Consider the following 12768-nt stretch of genomic DNA (forward strand, 5'->3'; position numbering starts at 1 on the left):
CGACTACCAAAATCCGCACGACGTCAAAGGTGCCACACGCACCTGAGAAAGCACTTAACGACACCTTCACAAGCGCTGTCGGTCACGACTTGCGCGCGGGCCGATCGACGACGACGGTCGTGGCGGACTGGAGCGCGCGCAGTTCCAGCAACGCCGGGTGCTCCTCGGCCAGGCGTGCCGCGTTGAGCAACGACCGCAGCGCCGCCGTCTCCCCACGGGCCCGCTCCAGCGCCGCACGTCCTTCGGACGCCGCCACCAGCTCGGCGAGTGCGGCCCGGCGCAGCTCACCCGGCATGACGACGTCGCGCACCGCCACCTCGGACACGGAAATGCCGAGCTCAGCGGCCCGCGCACCGACGGCGGCCAGCACCTCGGCCGAGATGGCCTCACGCTCGGGATCGACGGCGGTGTGTGCGCGCGTGACCACCGCACCGCGCAGTGCGAGCTGCACGGCCGTGTAGAGCTCAGCTTCAGGAGCGGCTGATTCGACGATGAACTTGGTCGCGGACGACACCGCCCACCGGACCACGACCGTCACACGCACGAGGATGCCGTTAGCGGTCGGCACGTCCTGTGCGGCCGGGGTCATCGTGCGCGGGCGGATGTCGACGTGGTGCAGGACAGTGCGCATCGGCACCCGATGACGTCCGGGGCCGAGCTCCCCCACCAGCACGCCGCGGTAGAACCGGACACCGCGTTCCCACGGGTACAACGTCTTCTTCATCGTCTCCACCCCCTCGCCCGGACAGGCCACGACCCCGGCAGGCGAGGCGGGGAACGGGAGTCCACAAGGGACTCGCAGAGCTCCCCGCCCCCGTGTGCGGCCGGGGTCGTGGCGTCAGGGTTCGAACCTGGTCTTTACAGAACCAACGCGCTCGCCCGATGTGCGGGACCCGGTCAGGAAGACCTGCCGGGCCGCAGGCGCGAACGCTCTCGAGGGCAGAGGTTAGCCGACTACTTCTCCACCGGCGCCTGGATTTCGACGGGCAGGCACTCCAGGCGAGCCGCCCACTCCGTCACGCGCCGTGCGACGTCCTGCGCGGTGATGCCGCACAACGCCAGCACCTCTCCTCGCGAGCCGTGGTCGTGGAACTGCTGCGGCAACGCGATGTCGCGCAACGGCACGTCGATGTCGGCGTCGCGCAACGCGGCCGCGAACGACGACCCGAAGCCACCGTGGCGGCCACCGTCCTCGACGGTCACGACGAGCTTGTGCGACGCGGCCATCTCCACGAGGTCCACGGACATCGGGTAGATCCACCGCGGGTCGACGACCGTCACGCCGATGCCCTGGTCCTCGAGCCGTTGCGCGGCCTCGACACCAAGTTCACCCAACGCGCCGACGGTCACCAACAGCACGTCGGAACCCGACCGCCGAAGAACGTCCACGGACCCGACGCGCTCCAACGCGGGCAGGTCCGGTCCGACCGCCGCCTTGGGGTAGCGGATCACCGTGGGCGCGTCCGAGATCGCCACTGCCTCGCGCAGTTCCTCGGTCAACGTGCCCGCGTCGCGCGGTGCGGCGACGTGGATGCCGGGGACGACACCGCAGATGGACATGTCCCACATGCCGTGGTGCGACGCGCCGTCCGGGCCGGTGACGCCCGAGCGGTCCAGCACGATCGTGACGCCCTGCTTGTGCAGCGCGACGTCCATGAGCAGCTGGTCGAACGCCCGGTTGAGGAACGTCGCGTAGACGGCGACGACCGGGTGCAGGCCGCCGATGGCGAGACCGGCGGCGGACGTCATCGCGTGCTGCTCGGCGATGCCGACGTCGTAGAAGCGCTCCGGGAACGCCTTGGCGAACGCGTCGAGGCCGGTCGGGCCCTGCATCGCGGCGGTGATCGCCACGACGTCGGACCGTTCGCGGCCGATCTCCACGAGCGAGTCGGAGAAGACGTGCGTCCACGTGCGTCCGGCGGGCTTCACGTCCTCACCGGTGATCGGGTCGATGACGCCGGTGGCGTGCATCTGGTCGGCCTGGTGGTTCTCGGCCGGCGCGAACCCCATGCCCTTGCGGGTGACGGCGTGCACGATCACCGGGCCGCCGAAGGACTTCGCGCGCTGCAAAGCAGACTCGAGCGTCGCCATGTCGTGGCCGTCGACCGGGCCGATGTACTTGAGGCCGAGGTCCTCGAACATCGCCTGCGGCGCCAGCGCGTCCTTGATGCCGCGCTTGGCGGCGTGCAGGGCGGCGTACAGCGGCTTGCCGAAGAACGGCGTCTGCTGCAGCGCGCTCTTGCCCTTCTCCAGCACCCGCTCGTAGCCGGGGCGCAGGCGCAACGACGACAGGTGGTCGGCGAGACCACCGATCGTCGGCGAGTAGGAGCGGCCGTTGTCGTTGACGACGATCACGACCGGACGGTTCTTGTCCGACGCGATGTTGTTCAACGCCTCCCAGCACATACCGCCGGTCAGCGCGCCATCTCCGACGACGGCGACCACGTGGCCGTGCGCGCCGTTGATCTGCTTCGCCTTAGCGAGACCGTCCGCGTAGGACAGCGCCGTCGAGGCGTGCGAGCTCTCCTGCACGTCGTGCTCGGACTCCGACCGCGACGGGTAGCCCGACATGCCGTCCTTCTGACGGAGCCGGTCGAAGCCGTCGCGACGGCCCGTGACGATCTTGTGGACGTACGACTGGTGACCGGTGTCGAACACGATCGGGTCCTGCGGCGAGTCGAAGACCCGGTGCAGCGCCACGGTCAGCTCGACGACCCCCAGGTTCGGGCCCAGGTGCCCGCCCGTCTTGGACACCTTGTCGACCAGAAAACGACGGATCTCCTCACACAGCCGCGACAGCTGCGCCTCGTCCATCCGTTTCAGATCAGCTGGTCCGTGCACGGACTCCAGCAGGGTCACCACGCCCACCTCACTCCTGAAGACTTCGGCTCAGTCTACGGAGACGCCACTGAGACGCCTTGTCAGCCGGTCTCAGGAACGAGCAGCGCGATGCACTCCATGTGGTGGGTCATCGGGAACGCGTCGAAGGCCCGGAGATCGGCGAGCCGGTACCCCTGAACTGTGAATTCGGCCAGGTCGCGGGCCAGTGCGGCCGGGTCGCAGGCGACGTAGACGACCCGTTCCGGACGGCGCCGTGCGACTTCAGCCACAACGACCTTGCCCGCCCCCTTGCGAGGGGGGTCGAGCACCACGACGTGAGGGTCCTCAACGGGCAGACGACGCCCTACGGCGCGTTCGACCTTGTCCACCACGAACTCGACCTGGGACATGCGGCGGAGGTTGCGCCGACCGTCTTCCACCGCGCCTGGAAACGACTCCACGACCAGCACGGAACCGGTCTCGCCGACCTGCCGTGCGAGCACCGAAGCGAAGAGGCCCGCACCGCCGTAGAGGTCCCACGCGCGTTGACCGGGTTGCGCCGCCGCCCACTCCCCCACGACCGTCGCGAACGTGTCCGCGGCGGCGGGGTGGACCTGCCAGAAGCCGTCCGCGGAAATTCGCCACTTTCGGTTGGCGGCGGTCTCGACGGCCGTACCGGTTCCGGCGCGGCGCGCGGTGTGTCGGCCGCGCACCTCACCCACATGACGGTTGCCGTCACCGTCCTGGACGATCGTGAGCTCCTGGGCCCGCCACGTTCGGTCGGTCACGGCCTCGACCATGCCCGGCCGGGAGATCACACAGTGGTCGATCGGGATCACATCGTGGGAACGGGTGCCGCGGAAACCCGGTCGTCCGTCGCGGTCGACGGCCATCCGGATGCGGGTCCGCCACTCCAGCGGACCGCCCGGCAGCGCCTCGACGACGACGTCCCGGTCGATCTTCGCCAGGCGGGTCAGCTGCTCGCGGACGACCTGGGCCTTGAACTCCCGTTGCGCGTCCCACGACACGTGCTGGAAGTCGCAGCCGCCGCACATGCCGGGGCCGCTGAACGGGCACGGTGCCTCGACCCGGTCCGGCGACGGCTCCAGGATCTCGATGGCGTCCGCACGGCAGAACGACCCGCCGTTGTCCTCGTACACCGACGCCACGACGCGCTCGCCGGGCAGTGCGTGGCGCACGAACAGAACGCGCCCCTCGTGCCGTGCGACGAAGTGCCCGCCGTGCGCGACGGGTCCTACCTCGACCTCGACCTTGCGGCCGGTCCAGTCTTCTTTGACAGTGCTCATCGGTCGTCAAGTCCCCTTCGGACAGCGCCGGGCGCGATGACGTCCTTGTCCTTGACCTTGACCGAAGACTCGAGCTGCCACGGCACGCTCGTCACCATCACACCCGGCTGGAACAGCAGCCTTCCCTTGAGCCGCAACGCGCTCTGGTTGTGCAGCAGTTGCTCCCACCAGTGGCCGACGACGTACTCGGGGATGAACACCGTAACAACGTCGCGCGGGTTGTCCGTCCTGACTCTCTTGACGTAGTCGAGAACGGGCTTGGTGATCTCCCGATAGGGGGACTCGATGACCTTGAGCGGGATCTTGAAGTTCTCCTTCTCCCACTCGGCGACGAGCTTGCGGGTGTCGCCGTCGTCGACGTTGACCGTCACAGCTTCCAGGACGTCCGGCCGGGTGGCCTTCGCGTAGGACAACGCGCGCAGCGTCGGCATGTGCAGTTTGGACACGAGCACCATCGCGTGGTTGCGCGCGGGCATGGTCCGTACGCGCTCCTGCTTGCGGAGCTCCTCCGCGACCGTGTCGTAGTGCTTCCTGATAGCGGTCATCAACGCGTAGATGGCGGCCATCGCGGCGATGGCGATCCACGCGCCCTTGGTGAACTTCGTGATGAGCACGATGATCAGCACGGTCGCGGTCAGCGCCAGACCGAACGTGTTGATGGCCTGCGAGCGCCGCATCCGGGTGCGCGCCTGGGCGTCGGTCTCGCTCTTGAGTAGCCGCTGCCAGTGCTTGATCATGCCGAGCTGGCTCAGCGTGAACGACACGAAAACGCCGACGATGTAGAGCTGGATGAGCCGCGTCACCTCGGCGTCGAACGCGATCACCAGCACGACCGCGAACCCGGCGAGGAACAGGATGCCGTTGGAGAACGCGAGCCGGTCGCCGCGCGTGTGCAACTGGCGCGGCAGGTAGCGGTCCTGGGCGAGGATCGAGCCGAGCACCGGGAAGCCGTTGAACGCGGTGTTGGCGGCGAGCACGAGGATGAGCGCGGTGACGCCGGCGATGAAGTAGAAGCCGGGCGGGAAGTTGTCGAACACGGCGTGCGCGATCTGCGCGACCATCGTCTTCTGCTCGTAGCCGTCGGGCGCGTTGGAGATCTGGTCCTTGGGGAACTCGGCCATCCGCACGTCGGTCAGCTGGGCGAGGATGATCAGGCCCATCAGCATGACCACCGAGATGGTGCCCATCAGCAGCAGCGTCGTGGCCGCGTTGCGTGACTTCGGCTTGCGGAAAGCGGGCACACCGTTGCTGATGGCCTCCACGCCCGTGAGTGCCGCACAGCCCGAAGAGAACGCACGCAGGACGAGGAACACGAACGCGAGGCCCATCAGGTGGTCCGACTCGGCGTGGATCTCCAGGCCGGAGCTCTCCGCGCGCATGTCGTCGCCCAGCACGAACCCGCGGAACAGGCCCCAGCCGATCAGGCCGAAGACGCCGATCATGAACGCGTAGACGGGGACGGCGAACGCGCTGCCGGACTCGCGGATGCCGCGCAGGTTCACCGCCGTCAGCAGCACGATGGCCGCGACCGCGAACTCCGCCTTGTGCGTCGCGACGAACGGGATCGCGGACCCGATGTTCGCCGCCGCCGCCGAGATCGACACCGCGACCGTGAGGATGTAGTCGACGAGCAGGGCGCTCGCCACCGTGAGCCCCGCTCTGCGCCCGAGGTTGACCGTCGCGACCTCGTAGTCGCCGCCGCCGGACGGGTACGCGTGCACGTTCTGGCGGTAGCTGGCCACCACGGTGAGCATGACCACGACGACCGCGACACCCACCCACGGCGCCATTGCATAGGCGCTCAAGCCGGCCACCGACAGCATCAGGAAAATCTCTTCCGGCGCGTACGCGACCGACGACATGGCGTCGGAGGCGAAGACCGGCAAGGCGATGCGTTTGGGCAGCAGGGTGTGAGCGAGGCGATCGCTGCGGAACGGCCGTCCGACCAGGAGGCGTTTGGCGGCGGTGGCGAGCTTGGACACGGCCAGAGCGTAAGGGGTCCGCTCACCGGGACGGGCTAATGCTCGGTAGGTTCTGCGCAAGGTTCGCCTGAGGAGGCATGTCGTGCACGTGGTGATCATGGGCTGTGGCCGGGTGGGGGCGTCCCTGGCCAGGGCTCTGGAGCGACTCGACCACCAGGTCGCCGTGATCGACAAGGACGCGCAGTCGTTCCGCAGGCTGGGCAGCGACTTCCACGGACAGCAGGTCGTCGGCAACGGTTTCGACCGCAATGTCCTGATCGAGGCCGGAATCGAGCGCGCGGGCGCGTTCGCGGCGGTCTCCAGCGGCGACAACTCGAACATCATCTCGGCGCGGGTCGCGCGGGAGACGTTCGGTGTCGAGCACGTCGTCGCGCGCATCTACGACCACAAGCGCGCGGCCGTGTACGAGCGCCTGGGCATTCCGACGGTGGCGACGGTGCCGTGGTCGACCGACAGGTTCCTGCGGATGCTGCTGCCCGAGGGCGCGTCGACGGCGTGGCGCGACCCGTCCGGCACGGTGGCGGTGCTGCCGATCGAGGTCGCCGAAGAGTGGGTCGGGCGGCCGATGCGCGAGCTCGAGGAGGCGATCGGCGCGCGCGTGGCGTTCGTGATGCGGTTCGGCACGGGGGTGCTGCCGGACGCGAAGACCATGGTGCAGGCCGACGACACCATCTACGTGGCGGCGCTGTCCGGCACGATCACCGACGTCGCCGCCGCGGCGTTGCAGGCACCGGAGGAGAGCTGATGCGGGTCGCGATCGCTGGTGCGGGAGCGGTGGGGCGGTCCATCGCGCAGGAGCTCGTCTCGGACGGGCACCAGGTCATGCTGATCGAACGGGACCGGGCGCACTTCGACCCGAACTCCGTGGAGCAGGCCGAGTGGGTGCAGGCCGACGCGTGCGAATTGTCCTCTTTGGAGGACGCGGGCATGCACCTGTGCGACGTGGTGATCGCCGCGACCGGTGACGACAAGGTCAACCTCGTGGTGTCGCTGCTGGCGAAGACGGAGTTCGCGGTCCGTCGCGTCATCGCGCGCGTGAACGACCCCACGAACGAATGGCTGTTCACCGAGTCGTGGGGTGTCGACGTGGCCGTGTCGACGCCACGGCTGTTGGCCGCCATGGTCGAGGAGTCCGTGACGATCGGTGACGTCGTGCGGTTGCTGACGTTGCGGCAGGGGCAGGCGAACCTCGTGGAGATCACGCTCGACGAGGCGACGCCGTTCGCGGGCCGGGCGGTGTCGGAGCTGACGCTGCCGCGCGACGCCGCGCTGGTGACGATCCTGCGCGGCGGGCGGGTCATCGTGCCGCAGCCGGACGACACCCTCGAAGGTGGCGACGAGCTGCTGTTCGTGACGACGGCCGCGGTCGAGCAGGAGATCAAGACCGCGCTCGGGTATTAGCCGGATCGGGTGGTTGCCGCCGCGATGACCTCACGGCGGCACCTTTGTCCGGTATCTGCGGAACGGATGCGGGCACTTACCACCCGTGAGCGATCAGCTGCCCCTGGTCGGGCGCGAGAGAGAGTTGCGGACCGCGCTGCGGGCGTTGGCCGTGGATGGCGCCGTACTGCTGTCCGGCCCTCCCGGCGTGGGGAAGACACGGCTGGCCGCCGAGGCGCTGCTGGCCGTGCCGCATCCGGTCGTGCGTTGTTATGCCACGGTCGCGACATCGCGTATTCCACTCGGTGCGTTCGCATCGCTCGTGCCTTCGGATCTGCCTTCCGCTCGGGGGCTGCTGCCGTCGTCGTCTGTGCGGGCGGCGGCTGAGCATCTCTCTCGTGGCGGGCAACGGGTGTTGTCGGTCGATGACGCCCATCTGCTCGACGACGCGTCGTTGTTGGTGTTGCAACACCTTGTGCGCCATCGGCTGATGCGGGTCATGTGCACCGCACGGCCGTGTTGGGGCATCGAGGGACTGACCGTCGTCGCGGTCGAGGCGCTGGACCAGGAACGGGCGGACGCGTTGCTCGCGGCCGCGCTGGGCGGGCCCGCGGACGCCTCGACGCGGCACCTGGTGTGGGCGAACAGCCAGGGCAATCCGTTGTACCTCAAGGAACTCGTGGCGGCCGGACGGCACTCGGGCGCGTTGACCGAGACCGAGGGCGGGTGGAGCTGGACCGGGCCGCTGGAGCTGTCCGGGCGGCTCGCCGAGCTCGTGGACCTGACGCTGGGACGGCTCGCGGAGCCGCAGCGACGGGCGCTGGAGCTGCTGGCGTACGGGGAACCGCTGGAACCGTCGTTGATGCCCGTGCCGCGGGATTTGGTGGACATGGGGTTCGTGCGAGTCGGTGACGACGGACGCGCGCGCGTTGCGCATCCCTTGTACAGCGCGCGCCTGCGGGCCACTTGTCCGACGTTGCGTGCACGGGCGCACAGGCGTTTGTTGGCGGACAGGCTCGAAACCGCCGGTGTGGAACGACCTGGTGATGCGGTGCGCCTCGCGACGTGGCGGCTCGACAGCGGGACGGCGGACTCACCGGACGTTCTGGCGCGTGCGGCCGAACATGCACTGTCCGCACAGGACTGGGAGCTCGCCGAACGACTCTCGCGTGCGGCCGTTGCCCGTGGGATGACACCGCGCGTTGGGCTCGTGCTGGGTCTTGTGCTGATGTACCAACGACAGTGCGATGAAGCCGAGTCCGTGTTCGCGTCGGCCATGGCGTCGTGCGCCGACATGGCGACGTTGATTCAGGTCGGCTGTGCGCGCTCGTTCAACCTGTTCTTCGGTGTGGGTGACGACGTCGCCGCTGTGGCCGTGCTGGATCAGGTGGCCGAACGGGAGCTGCCCGCCGAGCTCGAGCAGGCGGTGTTGTTCTTCTCGCTGATGTTCGCGCTGGAGGCGGCACCGGTGCGGATCGCGCGGCTGGGCGGGGAACTGCTGGTCGCCGAGGGCGGCTGGGCGGAGACGGCGGGACGGCAGGTGCTGGCGTTCGCGGACCAGTTCGCCGGGTGCTACCCCGAGGCGATCGCGCGGGTGCGGGAGAACGAGCCGGCGGTGCTGGCGGCGGCCGGGCGGTTCCCGACGCTGGTCGCGGCGGCGCGGGGTGTGCGCAACGAGAGCATGCTGCGCGGCGGTGACCTGGTGCAGGCCGAGAAGCGGGCGGCGCGGGCGCTGGCCGAGGTGATCGAGGAGAGCCGCTGGTCGGTGACGCAGGTGCCGCCGCGGGTGCTGCTGAGCCAGAGCGCCCGGATGCGCGGGAAGGCCGCGGCCGCCGTGCGCATCACGGCCGAGGGCGTGACCGAACCAGGGACGGTCCCGATGATGTGGGACGTGCTGCTGCTGGCCGAGTTCGCGGCCGGAGCGGCGCTGCACGGGCAGTCTGATCGCGCGTTCCGTGCGTTGGCGCGCGCCGAAGCCGGGTTGCGGCCCTCGTGGCGTATCGCGGAGTTCGCCGTGGGAGCCGCACGGTCGTGGGTGCTCGCGGGAGCCGGGCGGGTCAACGAAGCCATGCAGGCCGCGTTGAGCAACGCCGCGTTGGCCGGGGAGCACGGCGCGCACGCGGACGAGATCGTGTCGCTGCACGACGCCGCACGGTTCGGTGCGGATACATCGCCGCGTTTGCTGGAACTCGCCAAGACTCGGCGTGACGCTCTGACGACCGCGTACGCCTCGCACGCTCAGGCGCGCGCGTTGCGTGACCCGGCGGGGCTGGAGGAGGTGGCGGCGGCGTTCTTGGCGTGCGGCGTCACGTTGTACGCGGCCGAGGCTCTCGCGGAGGCCAGCAGGCTGTCGCGGTTGCACGACCGGCCTCGGGACGCGGATCGCCTGGAGAAGAAGGCGTCGGCGCTCATGGAGTCGTTCGACGGCGCGAGCACGCCCGGTCTGGCGGTGACGAGCACGTTGGTCGCGTTGACACCGCGTCAGCTGGAGATCGCACGTCTGGCCGTGGCGGGGCTGACGAACGTGGAGATCGCCGCACGGCTCGCCATCGCCAAACGCACCGTGGACAACCACCTGCACACGACGTACGCCGCCGTCGGTGTGACCGGACGGGGTGGCTTGCGCGCGTTGTTCGGCCTCGGGGCGTAAATCGATGTGCGCGGTGAGCCGGGACTTGGGCACACTGCGAGACGTGTGGCCGTTCGTGGGCAGGGCGCGGGAACTCGAGGACGTGGTGTCCGCGCTGACGTCCGAGTCCGGCGCGGCGCTCGTCGGGCCCGCCGGTGTGGGCAAGACCCGGCTCACGGACGAGGTCGTCACACGGCTCGAACGCACCGGCGTGGTGGTGCGGCGCTGCTATGCGACCGTGGCGACGTCATCCATTCCGTTCGGTGCCATGGCCGCCATGCTGCCTGCCGACCTGCGCACGGCGAATCCGCTCGGTCGCGCCGTGGAGCACCTGGTGGCGTTGCCACGGCCGTTGGTGATCGTGGTGGATGACGCGCATCTGCTCGATGATGCCTCCATTGCGTTGCTGCACCACGTGATCCGGCATGGGCACGCACGCGTTCTGGTGACCTCACGCCCTGGCGAACACACCGAGCTGTGGCAGGAGGGTCTGCTGCGCCGGGTGACGGTGGGCGACCTGTCCCGCGGCGAGTCCGACCTGCTCCTCGAACGCGCCCTGGGCGGGCCGGTAGACACGCGGTCCGCGTCGGTGCTGTGGTCGGCCAGCGCCGGAAACCCGTTATATCTGAGGGAACTCGTCGTGTCTGGACGCGCCGTGGGGTCGTTGCGCGCCGACGACGGCATCTGGTCGTGGCACGGCGCGATCGAACTCGACGGCCGCCTCGCCGAACTCGTGCGGTCGAACCTGGGCCGCCTCGATCCCGCGCACCGGCACGCGTTGGAACTCCTCGCCTACTCCGAACCCGTCGAGCTCGACCTGCTGGCGCCGCTGGTTCAGGAAGAAGCGTTGGACGACCTCGAAACGCGCGGTTTGATCCGTGTCGCGTCATCGGATCGTCGCGCGGTCGTGCGCCTAGGACACCCTCTCTACGGCAGCCTGCTCCGTGCCACATGCCCGACGTTGCGCGCGCGAGCCCACCAACGCGCGTTGGCCACCGCTCTCGAGGAAACCGGCGGCCGCCGCCGCGAAGACCTCATGCGCATCGCCACCTGGCGGCTCGACAGCGGTGCGCCGACCTCGGTCGACCTGCTGGTCGCGGCCGCCGAGCAGGCATGGGCCGCCCAGGACGTGACACTCGCCGAACGCCTCTGCCGTGGCGCCGTGGCGGCAGGCGGCCTGAACCGCGTGGGTCACGTGTTCGGTCAGGTCCTGATGCACGGCCGGGCGCCGTCCGAGGCCGAGGCGATCCTCGCCGACGTGATGTCCGGCCCGTTGTCCGCCGAGGACCTGAGCCGCCTCGGCGCCACCCGTGCGATGAACCTGCACTTCGGTCTGGGCGACATCGAGTTGGCCGACGCCGTCCTCGGCAGCGTCGATGTTCCTTCCCTGCCCACCGATCTGCGTGACTGGCTGCGGGTTGTGCGCGTCATCTCCGCTGCGCAGCACTCCCACGTGACGTCGGTGCTCGAACGCACCCATCAGCCCGTGGCGCCCCATCTGTCCGTCCACATGCAACGCACCAGGGCGCTCTGCCTCCTGCACGCGGGCCGCTACAGCGAGGTGCTGCACGAAATCGACGTCTACTCGTCTGCGGCTGAACCCGACGACGGGGCTTTGCGCATGCGCAGCTTCGCCTTGGCGTTCGCCGGGCACCTCGCCGAGGCTGAGGCGTTGGCGCTGACGATGCACACCCGCTCGTTCGACGAACTCGCCTTCACCGGCGCGACGTCCCTCTACAGCGTGTTGTCCTTCTGCGCGCGCATGCGAGGCAACGGCTCCCAAGCGCTCCGCCTGGCCCGCGAGGGCACCCCGAAACCTGGCCCCGGTGCCGTCACGCCGCCGTTGATCTTCGACGCCATCGCCCTGGCCAACCTGGCCTTCGCCGCCGCCCTCACCGGCGACACCGCCCTCGCCCAGGACTCCCTGGCCCGAGCCGAGACCGCCCGCCGACCGGCGTGGCGCCTGGCCGGGCTCACCGTGTCCTTGGCCCGTTCGTGGGTCCTGGCCGCAACGGGCGACCTCCCCGCCGCCACCGCTGCGGCTCTCGGTGCCGCCGACGAGTGCGCCTCGCTCGGCGCCCACGGCAGCGAAGCCATGGCCCTGCACGACGCGGCCCGCCTGGGCGCCGACACCTCCCGGCGCCTGACCGACCTAACGTCCACCATGACCGACCCGCTCACCAGTGCCTACGCGGCGCACGCCACCGCACTGGCCGAAGCCTCCCCGGCGCTCCTGGAGTCCACCGCGACCGCCTTCCACCGGCTCGGCGCGACCCTGCACGCCGCCGAGGCCCTGGCCGCCGCCACCCGTCTGCACCGAACCCAGGGCAACCCGCGCGCCGCCTCCCAGACATCCGCCCGCCAGGCGTTGCTGACCCGCGACTTCGACGCCGCGCACACCCCGGCCCTGCGCACCGACGACCCGTGCCGGACCCGGCTGACCCGGCGGCAGACCGAGGTCGCCCGGCTGGCCACGTCCGGGCTCACCAACCAGCAGATCGCCGCGCAGCTCCACACGTCCAAGCGCACCGTCGACAACCACCTGCACGCGATCTACGGCGTTCTCGGCGTGACGGGCCGCGACGCGTTGCGCGCGATCCTCGGCCCGCCCTGAAACGACCACGGCCGGCGCCCCGAAGCGGGGTGCCGG

9 protein-coding genes and 1 pseudogene (1 of these 10 running past the window's edge) are annotated in these 12768 nt (G+C 69.8%); 5 read left to right on the forward strand and 5 right to left on the reverse strand.

Going from position 1 to position 12768, the window contains the following annotated elements:
• The 5 genes from JNUCC0626_RS21820 to JNUCC0626_RS21840 form a co-directional block, all read right to left on the reverse strand.
• A protein-coding gene (locus tag JNUCC0626_RS21820; protein WP_285647383.1) for a response regulator transcription factor crosses the window boundary here: on the reverse strand, positions 1-19 show its 5' portion. The gene continues 665 nt to the left of window position 1, outside the view; only the first 19 of its 684 coding nucleotides appear in the window; the start codon lies at positions 17-19; the stop codon falls past the left edge of the window.
• 63 nt (positions 20-82) lie between these two features.
• Entirely contained in the window at positions 83-724 is a 642-nt protein-coding gene (locus tag JNUCC0626_RS21825; RefSeq protein ID WP_394621631.1) for a slipin family protein, read from the reverse strand.
• Positions 725-954: 230 nt separating this feature from the next.
• The gene (gene dxs, locus JNUCC0626_RS21830; RefSeq protein WP_394621632.1) at positions 955-2859 is read right to left on the reverse strand and encodes a 1-deoxy-D-xylulose-5-phosphate synthase; all 1905 of its coding nucleotides are present in this window, start codon (positions 2857-2859) and stop codon (positions 955-957) included.
• Positions 2860-2921: 62 nt separating this feature from the next.
• Positions 2922-4127 carry a class I SAM-dependent RNA methyltransferase gene (locus tag JNUCC0626_RS21835; RefSeq protein WP_394621633.1) on the reverse strand — a complete coding sequence of 402 codons (1206 nt, stop codon included), beginning with the start codon at positions 4125-4127 and terminating at the stop codon, positions 2922-2924.
• Complete coding sequence (locus tag JNUCC0626_RS21840) at positions 4124-6109, reverse strand: APC family permease (protein WP_394621634.1); 1986 nt, start codon at positions 6107-6109, stop codon at positions 4124-4126. Before JNUCC0626_RS21840 ends, JNUCC0626_RS21835 begins: the two co-directional genes overlap by 4 nt.
• A gap of 82 nt (positions 6110-6191) precedes the next feature.
• On the opposite strand from JNUCC0626_RS21840, the gene JNUCC0626_RS21845 reads away from it, so the two are divergent.
• The 5 genes and pseudogenes from JNUCC0626_RS21845 (at position 6192) to JNUCC0626_RS21865 (ending at position 12732) form a co-directional block, all read left to right on the forward strand.
• Positions 6192-6854 (forward strand): potassium channel family protein, encoded by a 663-nt coding sequence (locus tag JNUCC0626_RS21845; protein ID WP_394621635.1) that lies wholly within the window; start codon positions 6192-6194, stop codon positions 6852-6854.
• Positions 6854-7510 carry a potassium channel family protein gene (locus JNUCC0626_RS21850; protein WP_394621636.1) on the forward strand — a complete coding sequence of 219 codons (657 nt, stop codon included), beginning with the start codon at positions 6854-6856 and terminating at the stop codon, positions 7508-7510. Before JNUCC0626_RS21845 ends, JNUCC0626_RS21850 begins: the two co-directional genes overlap by 1 nt.
• An 85-nt stretch (positions 7511-7595) precedes the next feature.
• A complete protein-coding gene (locus JNUCC0626_RS21855) occupies positions 7596-10139 on the forward strand; it encodes an AAA family ATPase (RefSeq protein ID WP_394621637.1) in 2544 nt (847 codons plus the stop codon).
• Between the two features lie 4 nt (positions 10140-10143).
• A pseudogene (locus tag JNUCC0626_RS21860) lies at positions 10144-10491 on the forward strand (ATP-binding protein); the annotation flags it as partial.
• Positions 10492-10758: 267 nt separating this feature from the next.
• Positions 10759-12732, forward strand: a complete 1974-nt coding sequence (locus JNUCC0626_RS21865) for a helix-turn-helix transcriptional regulator (RefSeq protein ID WP_394622074.1) — start codon at positions 10759-10761, stop codon at positions 12730-12732.
• Positions 12733-12768 lie beyond the last annotated feature (36 nt).

This window comes from Lentzea sp. JNUCC 0626, from assembly GCF_043632865.1.
Lineage (GTDB): Bacteria > Actinomycetota > Actinomycetes > Mycobacteriales > Pseudonocardiaceae > Lentzea.

Bases quoted from the DNA above. Each gene is read 5' to 3' on its own strand.
- JNUCC0626_RS21825 (WP_394621631.1), bottom strand. From the start codon at position 724: ATGAAGAAGACGTTGTACCCGTGGGAACGCGGTGTCCGGTTCTACCGC.
- JNUCC0626_RS21835 (WP_394621633.1), bottom strand. From the start codon at position 4,127: ATGAGCACTGTCAAAGAAGACTGGACCGGCCGCAAGGTCGAGGTCGAG.
- JNUCC0626_RS21850 (WP_394621636.1), top strand. From the start codon at position 6,854: ATGCGGGTCGCGATCGCTGGTGCGGGAGCGGTGGGGCGGTCCATCGCG.